Raw genomic sequence first — 15,466 nt, 5'->3', positions numbered from 1 at the left:
TCATACCCCGTTTCCTTTATTTTAAAAACGCTCCGAGCTTCTTTCCGCCCGGAAAAGCTTCAAGTTCTTTTTGTGTAAATATAGATAATTTCAGGATGGCAATCAAGTAGATTGTTCCCCCGAATAAAGCTCCTGAAAGTGAAGCTGTCGTTGCAAGCAGACGGTTTTTCCCATCCCATATTTGTTCAAATCCCTCTAAGAAAAGATATAGACCGACAATCATAATAAGTGTTGCAAAAATAACCTTTATAACATCCCGTACACTTAAAAGCAGATAACCCTTTGACTTTAGGTATCCTGCATTCAATACTGCAATAAAAAGATAGGCCAAAACAGTTGAATACGCGGCTCCGCTCGTACTGTATTGCGGCACAAGATATATATTTAAAGCAAGCTTTACAATTGTCCCTAAGACTACAGTGACAGCAGGAAAAACAGTATGATGCAGACCTTGGAGTATCGCGGACAATGTCAGCGAGAATGACGTGAAAATGACAGAAATACTGAGAATTGATAATACTTCCGTTCCAAGCTTGTTTCTAAAGAGCATGATATTTACAGGTTCCATTATCATAAGCAGGCCTATGGATGCACCAATTCCAACTACAGTACAAATTTTAAGCGACATTTTTATCTTTGAAGCAATAACCGTTTCATTGTTATTTTTTCTTGCAAAAGCAATAAGCGGCACGAGTGACAGTGAAAATGACGTGGCAACAACCGTCCCAAGCTGGATAAGGGGTTGTCCGCGGTCATAAACCCCTTTCAAAGCCTTTGCTGCATTCGCTTCAATTCCGCCTTGCAGCAGCTCTGAATATAAATGCATTGCGTCAACAAGTTGAATAAATATAATCATTAAGCTTGTGATGCAGATTGTAAGAGAGTGTTTCAGCAGATAAGAAATAATGGCAGTTGTTTTTAGATTCCGTTTTGCTTCTTCATTTCCAACTGTCAGCATTTTCTTTTCTCTTGAAAAGAAAATGAATAATATAACAGCTGCAGTTAATCCTCCTGTAAGCGAGCCAAAAAGAGCCCCTCCTCCCGCTTCGTACAATCCGTAACCGTTAGTAATCAGAATATACGAAAAAAAGAGGATGGTGATTACCCTTATTCCCTGCTCAACTACCTGGGAGAGGGCTGTAGGAAGCATGTTCTCCTTTCCCTGAAAGTAACCTCTTAATAAAGAAATAAAAGGCACAAGCAGGAATGAAAATGAAATAATTTTTACTAGCGGTTCAAGTTCTTTGTCACCCATTATAAATGAAATCCGACCGGCACCTAAATATAAAACAAGGAAAAAAAGAGTACAGATAGTTATTAAAAATAGGAAAGAGATTCTTAAGATTTTGGAATTGACCAGTTGATTTTCTTTCCCGTCAAATTCAATGATCATTTTAGAAATAATAACTGGAAATCCAGTTGTAGCAAGCATAATAGCTATGCCGTAAAAGGGATATACCTGCTGATATATGTAAAATCCTATGTCACCAACTATATTTTGATAAGGAATTCTATATGCCGCGCTCATTATTTTTATAATTAAAGCAGCTAACGTCAGTACTATTGTTCCCTGCAGAAAGATTTGTTTTGCCGGTCCAGAACGAAAGTTCATGGCCCTATTCCCCTTCCAAATTTAAACTAAGATTTGCCGCTTCATTATAACATAAAATTAAATACATCCATTTCATTCAACTGTTTACTTTAAAACGGCATAAGAAAAGGCAGCAAAAGCTGCTGCCTGATTAAAACGGTATAAATAAAGACTATTGTTCCATCTGACGGGCTAAAAAGCCTGCAGCTGTTTCTACTGCTTTATGTTCTACTTCCCCAACAGACTGATCCTTCGAGAAAATGACAACCGCCCCGATTGGATCTCCATTTGCAACGATCGGTCCGACTGTGAACGATTTAAGTTCCTCTGCATTGCCGTCGATAAGCTCGATGCTGCCGCCCTCAGTATTCAGCAAAGAGCTGCGGTCCTCCATTGCTTTTTCAACCTGCTCGCTGATGTTTTTGTTCATGTATTCCTTCTTTGAACCGCCTGATACTGCTATGTAGGTATCACGGTCACAAATGAGGACTGGATGTCCAAGGCTGTCATACAGAGCGTCTGCATATTCCTTTGCAAAGTCACTCAGTTCACTGATCGGGGAATATTTCTTTAAGATAACTTCACCGTCGCGGTCTACAAAGATTTCAAGCGGATCTCCCTCACGGATGCGCAGAGTTCTGCGGATTTCCTTTGGAATCACCACGCGGCCTAAATCATCAATACGTCGTACTATACCAGTTGCTTTCATCTAATGCTGCCTCACTTTCACTTGATGATTGAGTAGTTGATGATTGCTTGCTCGCAGGAACTCTTTGCAACAACCACCATTTCTTACGGATAGTATCCTTCAGCCCTGCACGCAATATACACAACATCAGTGAAATTTTCTTGATTAGGCAGTATTTTCTTCTACAGCTTTGACAGTCAGAGGCAGATCTAAACCCCTTTTGCAGAAATCTCTTCTTTTTTTGCTGATCCAAGACCGTTCAGCAGTCCTTCAGCGATCTTGAGCCATTTATCCGGCTTAACTCCCTTAATCTGAATCGTCATCTTCAGGCGTTTCCCGTCCATGCCAAGACCGACCGCGCGTCCATATTGATTGCTCAGATCAAACAGCTTCTGGCCGTCTACCTGCGCGCTTGTCTCTTCGCTTACATAGATGGACACCGTGTCCTTATCCTGCTTGATCATCTCCACTTTTTCCTGAACGGCGAACACTTTAAGCTTGGCAATCTGCATAAGGTCATTTACTTCCTGAGGATAGTCCCCGAAGCGGTCAATGATTTCCTCCTGCAGCTCTTCTAGATCGGCAAGAGAAGAGATTGCTCTAAAGCGCTTGTAGATGTCGATTTTCTGTCTGCCGTCTGAAATGTATGTTTCAGGAAGGTACGCATCGACTTCAAGATCGATTTCAACCTGGAACGGCTTTTCTTTCGGCCCTTCCACACGTCGCTCTTCAATGGCTTCTTTCAGCATTTGAGAGTACAGGTCAAATCCGACGGAATCAATAAATCCATGCTGCTGGGCACCAAGCAGATTTCCAGCTCCGCGGATGGAGAGGTCCCGCATGGCAATTTTAAAGCCTGAACCAAGCTCCGTAAATTCTTTGATCGCCTGCAGACGTTTCTCTGCCACCTCTGTCAGAACTTTATCTTTCCGGTAAGTGAAATATGCATAGGCAATTCTGCTTGAACGTCCGACCCGGCCTCTAAGCTGATAGAGCTGAGAGAGGCCCATCTTGTCTGCATCATGGACAATCAGCGTATTTACATTTGGAATATCAACGCCGGTTTCAATAATCGTCGTACTGACAAGCACATCAAATTGTCCGTCAAGGAAATTAAGCATGGTTGACTCAAGTTCATTTTCCGTCATTTTCCCGTGTGCATAGGTCACCCTTGCGTCAGGAACAAGCATGGAAATCTCATCTGCTTTACGGTCAATATCATCCACTCTGTTATAGAGGAAATAGACCTGTCCGCCGCGTGCAAGTTCCCGCTCGATGGCTTCGCGGACAAAACCGCCGTTGTATTCAACGACATACGTCTGAACCGGAAACCTGTTTTCAGGCGGCGTTTCAATTACAGACAAATCACGCACTCCGAGCATGGACATGTGAAGCGTCCGCGGAATTGGTGTAGCCGTAAGCGTAAGTACGTCAATGTTGGCTTTCATCTGCTTGATTTTTTCTTTATGCGTCACGCCAAAACGCTGTTCCTCGTCAATGATGAGGAGCCCAAGCTCTTTATACAGCACGTCTTTTGAAAGAAGGCGGTGGGTACCTATTACCATATCCACCGTTCCGTTTTTAAGACCTTTTACGGTTTCATTCATCTCTTTTCTCGTTTTGAATCTGCTTAACAGACCGATATTAATGGGATAGTCCTGAAAACGCTCACGGACTGTTTCATAGTGCTGCTGGGCAAGAATGGTCGTAGGTACAAGCAGTGCGACCTGTTTGCCGTCAGCAACCGCTTTAAAGGCAGCCCTGATGGCAACCTCCGTCTTTCCATAGCCCACGTCTCCGCACAACAGCCGGTCCATCGGGCGTTCCCGTTCCATATCATGTTTAATTTCATGAATGGAGCGAAGCTGATCATCGGTTTCCTGATAAGGGAAAGCGGCTTCAAACTCGCGCTGCATTTCGCTGTCAGGTGAAAATCCGTACCCAACGCTTGCTTCACGCTCAGCATAAAGCTTGATCAAATCATCTGCGATATCCTGTACAGACGATTCAACCTTCCGTTTTACACGCTTCCAGTCACTGCCGCCAAGTTTATAAATCTTAGGCTCTTTGCCTTCTGATCCAACATATTTCTGGATAAGGTCAATTTGCTCAACAGGAACATACAGCTTGTCGCTTCCCTGATAGCGGATGTGAAGATAATCCTTGTGAACGCCGTTGATGACAAGCGTTTCAATTCCGAGGTACTTCCCGATCCCGTGATTGACATGCACGACATGGTCGCCGACCTGAAGCTCTGAATAGCTTTTAATTCGTTCAGCATTCGAGATTTTCTGGCTTCTCGGCTGCTTTTTGACCCTCTTCTTAAACAGCTCCTCCTCCGTTACGACTGCAAGTTTTTGCATCGGGAGTTCAAAGCCTGTCTGAAGGTCGCCCTCCATCATGTACAGATTGCCAAGCTTGGGTGTCTCATTTTTCTTTAAAAAGGCAGCATTAATTTCGTAGTCACCTAAAACAGCTTCAAGCTTTTTGACCCGCTCTTCTGTTGCGCCAAGGAAAACGACGGAAAAATTCGCTTTCTTCCAGCGTTCAATTTCACTTCTCAGCACATTCATCTGCCCGTGGAAATTCTGCATCTGCTTGCACGAGACATTAAGAATGTTCTGAGGGCTGGTATGCGGGACGTGGCGCACAAATAGAGAGAGATAGACCAGCGGATGCTTCGTCTTTGTAAGCACATCTGAATAGTCGTGCGAAAGCTTGATATTGTTCACGATCTTCCCGTGCTCAAGCAGGCTTGTATACCAGTCTGCCTCTTCTTTTTCAAGACTCTCATACATTTCCTGTATCCGGCTGATCTCATCCATTACAACAATGGTCTGCTCCGGAAAATAATCTAGTAAACTAGCAGGCTGCTCATAGAAGAAGGTGAGATATTTCACCATTTCCTGATTAAACTGACCGTTTCTGAGCTGTTCAAGCTCATATCCGATATTTTCAGCAAGTATTTCTTTTTGCTTATCGTCTTTAAGGCGTTTCAGGCTGTATGCAAGCGCCTGTTCCAGCTTTTCAATGCATTTCTTGATTCGCTCCCCGTTAACAACAAGCTCTTCTGCTGGTCCTATATGGATCTCTTTCAATTTTTCAATCGAACGCTGATCTTCGCTGTTAAAAGTGCGGATTGAATCGATTTCTGTATCAAACAGCTCGATGCGGACAGGATACTCTTCTGTCAGCGGATATATGTCGATAATCCCTCCGCGCAGACTGAACTCACCCGGCGAAGAAACCATACCGGCCCTCGCGTAACCCATTGTCACCAAAGAGGCGAGAATTTCATCCAGGTCAAGATCCTGACCGAGCTTTAGGTGAAACTGATTTCTTTTCCATTCTTCTTTTGGCGGCAAAAATCGTCTCAGTGCCGCAATCGGTGCAACAACCACTCTCTTTTTATCTTCTGAAAGCTGGTTTAAAACATCCATACGCTGCGCTTTAAGCTCAGGGCTTGCTATCGCAAGCTCAGATGCAATGAGTTCGTTAACTGGGTAGAGAAGCACCTGATCGCCGGCAAGGTTCGTCAGGTCCTCATAAATTTTCTGAGCCTGAAAAAGGTTATGGGTGATCACAAGGAGCGGTTTGTCTGCATGCTTAAAGAGCGAAGAAGTGAACAAAGAGCGTGCAGACCCCGAGAGCCCTGCAACAAGCTGCTCCTTTAACCCTCCCTGTATCCCCTGTAAGATGGTTTGAAAATCATCATTTTCATAAAAGTAATGCTGCAAACTTTGCAAAAGTGGAACCTCCCCGTTCGGCAGTGTTTCAGCCGTTTATCTATCCGAATGAAGCAGGACAGGGATTCTGCCGTCTTTCTCCCTGCCTGCCAACTAACAGAAAAATGCCTTGACTTCATAACAAAGCCAAAGCGTCGCTTATTGAATAAATCGCTGCAGCTGGTGATAGTCCGGATTGCGTTCGAGCGCTTCCTGACAATCCTCGCAGATGGTTTTTACTTGAATATCGCCATTTTGTTCATAGGAGATCATCTCTCGTCTCTCTTCCTGCGACAGGTGCTGAAAACCCAATTGCTCGCTGTATACTGAAACGCTCTCAATTGTTCCGACCTTAACGCCGCAATGGCGGCATGTATAGTGTAGCGCCATTTTAGCCCCTCCTGGAAAGGTTTTAGTTACAGTATGAACCTTCAGGGGGGCGCTTATACTAAATCAATTGTATTTGTTCATCACTTGAAGGAAAGGCTCTTTAATAAAACTCTCGCATGCATCTGCAGAAAGAGCGACTGCATCCTGAATGCTCGGCCACTCTTCTTTTCCAAAAGAGCCAAGCACGTAATTGGATACACTCATCCCTCCTGAGGGACGGTCGATCCCGATTCTCACGCGGTTGAATTCCTGTGTATTCAAATGCTGGATCATCGACTTGATTCCGTTATGTCCCCCGGCACTCCCTTTTGTTCTCAGTCTGACCTTCCCTGCCGGCAGATCTAGGTCATCATAGATGACGGCGAGATCCTGGTCATCGATCTCATAATAGTCCATTAACGGCCTGATGCATTCACCGGAGAGATTCATGTAGGTAAGTGGTTTTAATAATATGACTTTCTCTCCCGAAACATGCCCCATTCCGTAAATCCCGTTAAATTTCGTGCGGTCAAGAGGGATGCCGAACCGTCTGGAAAGCTCGTCAATCGCGATAAAGCCTACGTTATGACGTGTGTTTTCATATTGTTTTCCCGGATTTCCGAGTCCAATGAAAAGTTTCATGATTGTACCTGCCCATTCTTTAAGCCAAACGGCTCTTTGTCAGTATGCCCATCCATCCGGAAGGACCTTATGTTTAAAATCAGGCGCCAATGAAGCCCCGAGCTTCTAAGATCAGGCTGCCGTCATTTTCAATGTGTCTTCAGTTCAACAATACCATAAAAAACGCAGCCATTAAACGGCTGCGTTTTTAATTTACTCTTGTTTTTCGCCTTCAGCAGCATCCTCTTCGTTTTCTCTGCCTTCAGCATTCTCAGGCTCTCCAGGCTCCTGCTCCTCACCGCTGTCGATTTCCTCTTCCTGCTGAGGAGGAAGAATAGAAGCAACGACCTCGTCCTTTTCATGGTTGAATGAGTATTTGCCCGAGATCTTCACATCGCCGATTGTCAGCGTGTCATTTACGCCAAGCTCTGAAATATCAACCTCAATTGTCTGAGGGATTTCACCCGGTTTGGCTGTGATGGAAGCCTGGTACAGAGGCTGCTGCAGCACGCCGCCGTCCTTGACTCCCTGTGCATCTCCAGTAAGAGTGATCGGCACATCGACTTCTACATCCTCTTTCATGTTAACAACGTAGAAATCTGCATGAGTGATTTCGTTTTTAAGCGGATCCGTCTGCATTTCATACAGCATGACAGAATGGGACTTTCCGTCAAGATCCAGTTTAATAATTGCGTTGCGGCCTTCGTCGCGCAGCGTTTTAATTAATTCTATGCTATCTAATGAAATAGATTTAGGTTCTGTTGTTTTACCGTAAATCACAGCGGGAACTTGTCCTTCTTCGCGGACCTTTCTTCTCGCCGAGTTCGTAAATACTGTACGTTCTTTTACTTTTAGAGTTGTCATAGTCCAAAACACCTTCCTAACGATAAGTTATGTCTTATTTAATTCCCATTATTGAATGGGTCTAAACATTTTTCTTATGAAAAGGATTGTTTTCCCCTGGCTGAAATGAGCCCTTAAGCAAAGATCAGTATGTATTTTAAACGAAGATCAAGGTGTTTTTCAAGTTATAATGCTCCGGGTTTGTAAGTGTACAGCTGAATAAAAAACCCCTCCTGCTCTAAGCAGAAGGGGCTGCAATGATCAATCAAACAAAGTAGAAACAGATTGCTCTTCGTGTACACGAATGATGGCTTCACCGATAAGCGGTGCAACAGAAAGCTGCTTAAGCTTGTCGATCTTTTTCTCTTCGCCGAGAGCAATAGAGTTTGTTACTACAAGTTCTTTAATATTTGAGTTTTGAATGCGTTCGATGGCCGGTCCTGAAAGTACAGGGTGCGTACAGCACGCGTATACATCTGTCGCGCCGTTTTCTACTAGTGCATTTGCAGCAAGAGTGATTGTTCCGGCTGTGTCGATGATGTCGTCGATCAAAATGGCTGTTTTGCCTTCGATGTTACCGACAATGTTCATGACTTCCGCAACATTCGGTCTTGGGCGGCGTTTATCAATAATGGCAATCGGCGCTTTCAGACGGTCAGCAAGTTTGCGGGCGCGGGTTACTCCGCCGTGGTCAGGAGAAACAATGACGATATCCTTAAGGTCTTTCTCCTGGAAGTACTCAGCAAGAATTGGAACACCCATTAAATGGTCAATTAAAATGTCAAAGAAACCTTGAATTTGAGGAGCGTGCAGGTCAAGAGTAATTACTCGGTCCGCTCCTGCTGTCTCAAGGAGGTTTGCAACAAGCTTAGCTGTAATCGGTTCGCGTGCACGGGCTTTGCGGTCCTGGCGAGCATATCCGTAATAAGGCATAACAATGTTGATTGTTTTTGCAGAAGCACGCTTTAACGCATCAATCATGATCAGAACTTCCATCAGGTGCTCATTTACCGGAGCACTCGTAGACTGAATGACAAAAACATCACAGCCGCGGATACTTTCTTCAATGTTGATCTGAACTTCGCCGTCACTGAAGCGTGTTACCGAACATTTACCTAAATCAACACCGACTTCATCTGCAATTTCCTGAGCCAAAGCAGTGTTTGAGTTTAATGTAAAAATCTTTAAATTTGAATCTGCATAACGATTTGACATTTTTAAAGGAGACCTCCACTGGGTTTTATTGGTTAATCTGTATAAGCCGGGTGAACAGCAGCAGAATGCCTGCCGCTGCTCTTTAACCTTTTTATTTTAAATAATCATCTTTATTGACTTGTCTTGCACGTGCGATGGAAAGGGCTTTGCCTGGCACATCATCTGTAATCGTAGAACCTGCAGCAACATAGGCTCCCTGGCCCACTGTTACAGGTGCGATTAAATTCGAATTGCAGCCGATGAAAGCTCCGTCTTCAATCTTAGTGAGGAATTTATTTTTGCCGTCATAATTGACTGTAATCGATCCGCATCCCAGGTTTACGTCTGCACCCACTTCAGCATCTCCAATATAGCTCAGATGTGAAGCTTTGCTCGCTTTGCCCATGGATGATTTCTTGATTTCAACAAAGTTTCCGATCTTAACTTCGTCACCGATTGAAGAATCCGGTCTGATATGTGCAAACGGTCCGATGTTTACATCATGGCCAATTTCGCTGTCGTGTGCAGCGGACTGGCGGATTGTTGTCCGGTCTCCGATTTTGCAGTTTTTAATTTCCGTGTGAGGTCCGATAACCGAATCTTCACCGATTTCGGTTTTCCCCGAAATGACGGAACCTGGATAGATAACCGTATCTCTTCCGATGACTGCATCGCTTGAGATATACGTGTTGTCAGGATCAATGATAGAAACACCATTCTTCATATGGAACGCATTAACGCGCTTTTTCATGAACTTCTCTGCCTGGGCAAGAGCCACTCTGTCATTAACACCTAGAGTCTCTTCAAAAGATGCCGTCTGAAAAGCCGAAATGATTTCATTTTCCGATTTTAAAATTTCAATAACATCCGGAAGGTAGTATTCACCTTGGGAATTTTCATTGGACACTTTCTTCAATGTGTCAAAAAGAGCCTTATTGTCGAAGCAGTATGTTCCAGTGTTGATTTCTGTAATAAGAAGTTCCTCTTCGTTTGAATCTTTGTGTTCAACAATCTTCTCAACATGTCCTTCAGCGTTTCTGACAACACGTCCATAGCCTGCAGGATCGTCTGCTTTAGCTGTAAGAATCGTAGCTTTTGCATGTGTCTCTGCGTGATGAGCAAGCAGGGATGCCATTGTATCTGCCGTAATTAACGGTGTATCGCCGCAAATAACAATGGTTGTCCCTTCTTTTCCTTCCAGCTGGGATGCAGCCTGCATAACAGCATGAGCCGTTCCAAGCTGTTCACTTTGAAGGGCATATTCTGCTGTATCGCCAAGCTGATCTTTTACTTTCTCCGCACCGTGACCAACTACAGCAACGATTTTGCTTAAGTCAAGTTTTGAAACTTCATCTGCTACGTGCTGAACCATTGGCTTGCCGCCAACTGGATGAAGCACTTTATAAAGCTTTGATTTCATCCTTGTGCCTTGTCCTGCAGCTAAAATAACTGCGTATCGGTTATCCATTATCGAGGCCTCCAGTATCCCTTTTTATCCATAGAAAAATATATCTCAAATAACCCTTTATTTCAAGAAAACATGAGAAAGTACATAATATTTCATAAAATTGTCATGATCTGTCAAGCTTTATTTATAGCATTCCCTATTTTAAAAAATCTTCTTTGCACTACGTAAAAAGCCGGTCAGGATCTTGTCCTGACCGGCTTTTTTAAGCTTCATATAATCAAGAAGCACCTGCTTCTTCAAATTCAACTTCAAGTTCACCTAAACGATGATACTCTGTTAATACAGCTTCCTGAATTTTCCCTCGAGTTCCAGAATTGATCGGATGCGCGATATCACGGAACTCACCATCAGGAGTTCTTTTGCTGGGCATTGCAACAAACAGCCCGTTGTTGCCATCAATAACGCGGATGTCATGAACAACAAATTCATGATCAAGTGTGATGGATGCAATCGCTCTCATGCGGCCTTCGGTGTTTACGCGGCGTAATCTTACGTCAGTAACTTCCATTCTGTTCACCACCTTTTCCCTGTATGAAAAACTTTAGTTAAGTTATTCAACGGAATCTTTCTATTTCCTGCAAGAACAGAAAAATATTTTGAAAAATCAGGTGATTTTATGGAGTCTTGTATACCATTTCATATTTCTTCAGCAGGTTTGTATGGTACAAAAGGTTTACAGACCGATCAGCAGCGCGTAAATCAGCTTACAGCAGCAATAACTTCTATCTCCACAAGCGCATCTTTCGGAAGTCTGGCAACCTCCACGCATGAACGTGCAGGCTTGTGACCGCTGAAGTACTGGGCATAGACATCATTGAAAGCGGCGAATGAATTCATATCTTTCAAGAAAACGGTGGCTTTAATGACACTTTCAAGTGAAGCGCCAGCTTCTTCAAGTACAGCCTTCAGGTTTGAGAAAACCTGATGAGTCTGCTCTTCAACAGTGCCTGTAACCATTTCTCCTTCTGGAGTAAGCGGAATCTGGCCGGAGCTGTAAAATAATCCGTTGATGACGATCCCCTGGCAGTATGGACCAATGGCAGCCGGCGCCTTTTTCGTATCGATTGTTCTCATCTTACCCTCTCCCCTGTCAGTTCGTTTTATTTAAAAACCGGAAATAATTTCCGTCCGAAACTTCTATCTGTTTTTCCTTTACATCAACGTCTGTCAGTTTGACTACTGATATGTACTCATCAACAAGACGCTCTTCAACGCCCTCTGATTCTACCAGTACACCAATGCCTGCAAGGTTTGCATTGAACTCCTCGAGCATGCTGACCATTCCGTTAATCGTCCCGCCGGCTTTCATAAAGTCATCAATGATCAGGACATTTGACCCTGTTTTGAGGCTTCTCTTTGAGAGAACCATCGTTTGAATCCGTTTTGAAGAGCCTGAGACATAATTAATGCTGACTGTAGGACCTTCTGTAACCTTGCTGTCGCGTCTGACAATGACAACGGGCACATCAAGCTGATTAGCCACAGCATAGGCAACAGGAATCCCCTTCGTAGCGACCGTCATGACAAGGTCAATTTTCCGGTCCGCGAAAACAGACGCGAAAAGTCTTCCAATCTGGTTCACAATGGAAGGGTTGCCAAGAATATCTGTTAAGTATAAATATCCTCCAGGCAGCAGTCTTTCCGGTTTAGCCATGAGACTGCACAGCTCGTCAATGATCTCTCTTGCTTCTGAAGCTCCGATTCTCGGGATAAACTTCACCCCGCCGGCTGCTCCCGGCACCGTTAAAAGAGAACCAATGCCTCTTTGTTCAAATGTTTGCTTTATAATAGTCAAATCCTCACTGATGGACGATTTGGCAGATTGGTACTGATCAGAGAAAAAAGTTAAAGGAACAAGTGCATGTGGATGTTGTAGCAAGTAATAAGTCATATCAACAAGCCGTCCACTGCGACGAAATTTCATGGAATAACCTCCAAAATCCGAATATTTTAAAGTAAATATAACTTAATATACGGATTTAATCAAGGCTATTCCGTTCTCCAATCAACCTTACAGCAAAAACCTGATCACAGAAACCTCTTAATCCGTTATACACCCGGTGCAGCCTTGACTCATAGCGGACCAGCCCAAAAACAGTGGGCCCGCTTCCGCTCATCAGAACGGCATCGGCACCAAAGCGTTTCATCTGATCTTTAATATTCGCAACCTCAGGGTACATATTCAGCGTGACATCTTCCAGCACATTGCCGAGAAGGCCGCAGATTTTGTCAAAATCCTGTTCCTTAATTCCCTCTACCATTCCGTCAACATCAGGATGTTTAACAGAATCAAGTTTCAGGTTCCGGTATACATCTGCCGTTGATACGCCGATTGTCGGCTTGGCAAGCACAACCCAGCAGTGCGGAGGAGTATCAATATGCTGAATCTTTTCCCCGCGGCCGGTAGCAAGGGCCGTTCCTCCATACACACAGAATGATACGTCGGAACCAATTTCCGCTCCAAGCTCTGCAAGCTCATCCAGGCTTAAACCAAGCTTCCACAGCCGGTTCAGCCCCCTGAGAGCGGCAGCTGCATCGCTGCTTCCTCCTGCAAGTCCCGCAGCAACCGGAATGACTTTCGTTATGGCGATGGAAACGCCCTTTTTCACCCCGTACCTCTTTTTCAGAAGCAGGGCGGCCTGATACGCGAGGTTCCGCTGATCATCCGGAACAAAGCGGTTGTGGGAGATAATTTGAATCGTATCTTCAGGCAGTTCCACAAGTTCAACGCGGTCAGCTAAATCTATCGTTGTCATGATCATCTTGACTTCATGAAATCCATCTGGTCTTTTATGGAGTACATCAAGCGAAAGGTTGATTTTAGCCGGCGCTTTTTCCAAAATACGCAACATTTTCACCTACTTTTAACGAACTGAAATTATCCACATTGTACCACAAAAAAGGCGAATATAACGGGTTTTTCCGGCAAAACCGCTATAAGGCGCGATATTTCAGTATTTCAAAAGATTTTCTTGCAGAAAAAGCCGGAGCGGAATGCGCCCCGGCTTTATAAGTTCGTTACTTTTTCACCTGACCGGCCATATGCTGTTCCGCAAATTCAATTGCCCGCTTTACCATATTTCCTGCATCACGGGATCTGATTGCCCCCCAGCCATCCTGTTTGACCGTGTCGTAAAACCCTAAATCCTTTGCCAGCTCGTATTTAAACTCTTCGGACATAATTCCTTGACGACGTCTTCCCATCACAGAACACTCCTATCCTCTGGCTTTTGCTGCAGCCGGAAAGACCGAAGCCCGGCCGGACGGCAGTCTGCTTTACCTGAAAATAAAAAAGCAGCACCATTAGTATGTGCCGCTTCATGTATGTATATCCTTCAATTGCCTGCAAGCTTTTTAAGGCAACAAAAAAAGCAGCAAACGAGTGTCTACTGCCCAGCAACTGCTACTGAACCTGATGTATCTTCAAAAAAAGTTAATTGCACGGTTTCAGTTAAGACATCTGCATAACTGTATGATACGCGTTCAAATGCATTTTCATCCTGATCTAGTTGTACAACGAAAACAGCTGGGTACGTCTCTGTAAGAACACCTGAACGTTCAATCGTTTTTCTTCGGCCGCCGTTTGCTTTCAGCGTAAGCCGCTTGCCAAGATTGGATTCCAGGGAGTTTTTGATATCGCCTAACGTTTTTGCCATTGCAACCACCTCACTACATTCAGTATACACTACCGCCCAAATTAAGTCAAATAAAATTTAAATTATATCAGTGATGAAAGATCACTGTCAACAAAATATTTTCTACAAAATTCCCTCTATCTCTACAATGTAGGATTTACCTAATTCTCTTGTTTTATGTAAAGAAAGGAAAAATTGTTTTCATAAAGAGATTTAAGGGGGAAAAGACCGCTGTCTCACGAGAAGCGGTCTCACGAAGAACTGTTGTCTTCGTGCCTGCGATAAGGCATTCCTGTTCTGAGTACTCCCTTTGTTTCAATGCCGCCAAGCCCCTTTTCCCTTGTCAGGGTATTGCGCAGCACATCCCAGACGTTGATTCGTTCTGAAAATGGCGTAAAACTGATTTTGGCTACAATATAAACAGGGTCAAGCGCATGAATATTCACTCTTGACGGGGAACTGGCAAAATTGGCTCCCGCTCTTATAATCGACTCAAAATGCGACTGGCACGCACCGGCAAAAATGACCAGCTGATCTAGATGCGGCACCGCTTTCCGCGCATTTCTGACGGTCTGAACAAAGTGCTTTGAATGGCGGTACGCATTCAGGTCATTGATCGGCCCTTTATGCTTTGAATAAGCATCATGACCCGTTATGACCAGAATGTTCGGCCGGTATTCTTCAATCAGCTCTGCCACAACATTTTCCATTTCCGTTTCTTTCACGTGAACGCCAAAAACAGGAACGCCCACCCGTTCGTAAAGCGACAGGCACTTTTGCAAGTATGTCGGATCTCCGTCCAGGTGAAGAACCTTTCCCGGAAGATGAAAAAACTCCTCATTGTGGCTGTAGTTTGCCGTTGCCTGGTACTCCCTTTTTTCCTGCAGCAGCCGGTAATCCTGTTTCAGCAGATAGAGAGACTGCTCAAGCTTTTCTTTTTCGTGCACTTTCCTCTCCATGCGCTCGCGGTCATCGATCACCGCTAAATCATCGCAGAGAGCATCAGCGATCAGACGTACTTCTTCTCCGTATAAAATAGCAGCCCAATTGCCGTCTTCTGTCTGCTTCAGATCTATGACCCTGAACAGGACATCGCACTGATACGATTTGCGGGCTACAATATCACCTATTTTAACTTGCATGTTCTTCACTCCAAATGACCGATTCGCTGAAACATTCCCATACAGGACACTGCACAGACCAAGAGAGGACTCGCTGTGCCCGATCCGTAAACATCAGTGTGCTTAGAACTCCTTTTCTAGCCTATGACATTTCAGCAAAAGTGTGATAATTTGGAAGCTTCCTTCCCTCAGTCCGCTGCATGCACATAGA

The 15,466-nt window shown here is 44.3% G+C and carries 15 protein-coding genes; all 15 read right to left on the bottom strand.

The window, feature by feature from the left end; translation table 11 throughout:
• Positions 1-16 precede the first annotated feature (16 nt).
• The gene (locus tag AZ46_RS12410) at positions 17-1,612 is read right to left on the bottom strand and encodes a putative polysaccharide biosynthesis protein (RefSeq protein WP_029286073.1); all 1,596 of its coding nucleotides are present in this window, start codon (positions 1,610-1,612) and stop codon (positions 17-19) included.
• A gap of 151 nt (positions 1,613-1,763) precedes the next feature.
• A complete protein-coding gene (gene spoVT, locus AZ46_RS12405) occupies positions 1,764-2,300 on the bottom strand; it encodes a stage V sporulation protein T (RefSeq protein WP_029286071.1) in 537 nt (178 codons plus the stop codon).
• A gap of 188 nt (positions 2,301-2,488) precedes the next feature.
• A complete protein-coding gene (gene mfd / locus AZ46_RS12400) occupies positions 2,489-6,025 on the bottom strand; it encodes a transcription-repair coupling factor (RefSeq protein WP_029286069.1) in 3,537 nt (1,178 codons plus the stop codon).
• 138 nt (positions 6,026-6,163) lie between these two features.
• The gene (locus tag AZ46_RS12395; RefSeq protein WP_029286067.1) at positions 6,164-6,394 is read right to left on the bottom strand and encodes an anti-sigma-F factor Fin family protein; all 231 of its coding nucleotides are present in this window, start codon (positions 6,392-6,394) and stop codon (positions 6,164-6,166) included.
• 63 nt (positions 6,395-6,457) lie between these two features.
• Positions 6,458-7,015 (bottom strand): aminoacyl-tRNA hydrolase, encoded by a 558-nt coding sequence (gene pth / locus AZ46_RS12390; protein ID WP_029286065.1) that lies wholly within the window; start codon positions 7,013-7,015, stop codon positions 6,458-6,460.
• A 192-nt stretch (positions 7,016-7,207) separates the two neighbouring features.
• Complete coding sequence (locus tag AZ46_RS12385; protein WP_029286063.1) at positions 7,208-7,858, bottom strand: 50S ribosomal protein L25/general stress protein Ctc; 651 nt, start codon at positions 7,856-7,858, stop codon at positions 7,208-7,210.
• Positions 7,859-8,098: 240 nt separating this feature from the next.
• Complete coding sequence (locus AZ46_RS12380; RefSeq protein ID WP_029286061.1) at positions 8,099-9,052, bottom strand: ribose-phosphate diphosphokinase; 954 nt, start codon at positions 9,050-9,052, stop codon at positions 8,099-8,101.
• A 91-nt stretch (positions 9,053-9,143) separates the two neighbouring features.
• Positions 9,144-10,499: a bifunctional UDP-N-acetylglucosamine diphosphorylase/glucosamine-1-phosphate N-acetyltransferase GlmU gene (gene glmU, locus AZ46_RS12375; RefSeq protein WP_029286059.1), complete on the bottom strand. Its 1,356-nt coding sequence runs from the start codon at positions 10,497-10,499 to the stop codon at positions 9,144-9,146.
• Between the two features lie 217 nt (positions 10,500-10,716).
• Positions 10,717-11,007 carry a septation regulator SpoVG gene (spoVG, locus tag AZ46_RS12370; protein ID WP_029286057.1) on the bottom strand — a complete coding sequence of 97 codons (291 nt, stop codon included), beginning with the start codon at positions 11,005-11,007 and terminating at the stop codon, positions 10,717-10,719.
• 191 nt (positions 11,008-11,198) lie between these two features.
• A complete protein-coding gene (locus AZ46_RS12365; RefSeq protein ID WP_029286055.1) occupies positions 11,199-11,573 on the bottom strand; it encodes a RidA family protein in 375 nt (124 codons plus the stop codon).
• Between the two features lie 16 nt (positions 11,574-11,589).
• Complete coding sequence (gene purR, locus AZ46_RS12360; protein ID WP_029286053.1) at positions 11,590-12,423, bottom strand: pur operon repressor; 834 nt, start codon at positions 12,421-12,423, stop codon at positions 11,590-11,592.
• A gap of 55 nt (positions 12,424-12,478) precedes the next feature.
• On the bottom strand, positions 12,479-13,348 hold the full coding sequence (gene ispE / locus AZ46_RS12355) for a 4-(cytidine 5'-diphospho)-2-C-methyl-D-erythritol kinase (RefSeq protein WP_029286051.1): 870 nt from the start codon (positions 13,346-13,348) through the stop codon (positions 12,479-12,481).
• 169 nt (positions 13,349-13,517) lie between these two features.
• Positions 13,518-13,703, bottom strand: coding sequence for a small, acid-soluble spore protein, alpha/beta type (locus AZ46_RS12350; protein WP_029286049.1), 186 nt, complete (start codon positions 13,701-13,703; stop codon positions 13,518-13,520).
• 182 nt (positions 13,704-13,885) lie between these two features.
• Positions 13,886-14,155 (bottom strand): biofilm formation stimulator Veg, encoded by a 270-nt coding sequence (gene veg, locus AZ46_RS12345; RefSeq protein WP_029286047.1) that lies wholly within the window; start codon positions 14,153-14,155, stop codon positions 13,886-13,888.
• A 230-nt stretch (positions 14,156-14,385) separates the two neighbouring features.
• Complete coding sequence (yabG, locus tag AZ46_RS12340) at positions 14,386-15,276, bottom strand: sporulation peptidase YabG (protein WP_029286045.1); 891 nt, start codon at positions 15,274-15,276, stop codon at positions 14,386-14,388.
• Between the last annotated feature and the right edge of the window lie 190 nt (positions 15,277-15,466).

The sequence above is a fragment of the Metabacillus indicus LMG 22858 genome (genome assembly GCF_000708755.2).
GTDB lineage: Bacteria > Bacillota > Bacilli > Bacillales > Bacillaceae > Bacillus_P > Bacillus_P indicus.
The sequence above is the reverse complement of the archived record's forward strand: the minus strand, read 5'-3'. Positions and strand labels throughout refer to the sequence as shown.

What these genes read in the sequence shown, in the direction of transcription:
- AZ46_RS12410 (WP_029286073.1), bottom strand. Translation starts at nt 1,612, where the DNA reads ATGAACTTTCGTTCTGGACCGGCAAAACAAATCTTTCTGCAGGGAACA.
- AZ46_RS12385 (WP_029286063.1), bottom strand. Translation starts at nt 7,858, where the DNA reads ATGACAACTCTAAAAGTAAAAGAACGTACAGTATTTACGAACTCGGCG.
- AZ46_RS12365 (WP_029286055.1), bottom strand. Translation starts at nt 11,573, where the DNA reads ATGAGAACAATCGATACGAAAAAGGCGCCGGCTGCCATTGGTCCATAC.
- AZ46_RS12350 (WP_029286049.1), bottom strand. Translation starts at nt 13,703, where the DNA reads ATGGGAAGACGTCGTCAAGGAATTATGTCCGAAGAGTTTAAATACGAG.
- AZ46_RS12380 (WP_029286061.1), bottom strand. Translation starts at nt 9,052, where the DNA reads ATGTCAAATCGTTATGCAGATTCAAATTTAAAGATTTTTACATTAAAC.
- spoVT (WP_029286071.1), bottom strand. Translation starts at nt 2,300, where the DNA reads ATGAAAGCAACTGGTATAGTACGACGTATTGATGATTTAGGCCGCGTG.
- veg (WP_029286047.1), bottom strand. Translation starts at nt 14,155, where the DNA reads ATGGCAAAAACGTTAGGCGATATCAAAAACTCCCTGGAATCCAATCTT.
- glmU (WP_029286059.1), bottom strand. Translation starts at nt 10,499, where the DNA reads ATGGATAACCGATACGCAGTTATTTTAGCTGCAGGACAAGGCACAAGG.
- purR (WP_029286053.1), bottom strand. Translation starts at nt 12,423, where the DNA reads ATGAAATTTCGTCGCAGTGGACGGCTTGTTGATATGACTTATTACTTG.
- spoVG (WP_029286057.1), bottom strand. Translation starts at nt 11,007, where the DNA reads ATGGAAGTTACTGACGTAAGATTACGCCGCGTAAACACCGAAGGCCGC.
- AZ46_RS12395 (WP_029286067.1), bottom strand. Translation starts at nt 6,394, where the DNA reads ATGGCGCTACACTATACATGCCGCCATTGCGGCGTTAAGGTCGGAACA.
- yabG (WP_029286045.1), bottom strand. Translation starts at nt 15,276, where the DNA reads ATGCAAGTTAAAATAGGTGATATTGTAGCCCGCAAATCGTATCAGTGC.
- pth (WP_029286065.1), bottom strand. Translation starts at nt 7,015, where the DNA reads ATGAAACTTTTCATTGGACTCGGAAATCCGGGAAAACAATATGAAAAC.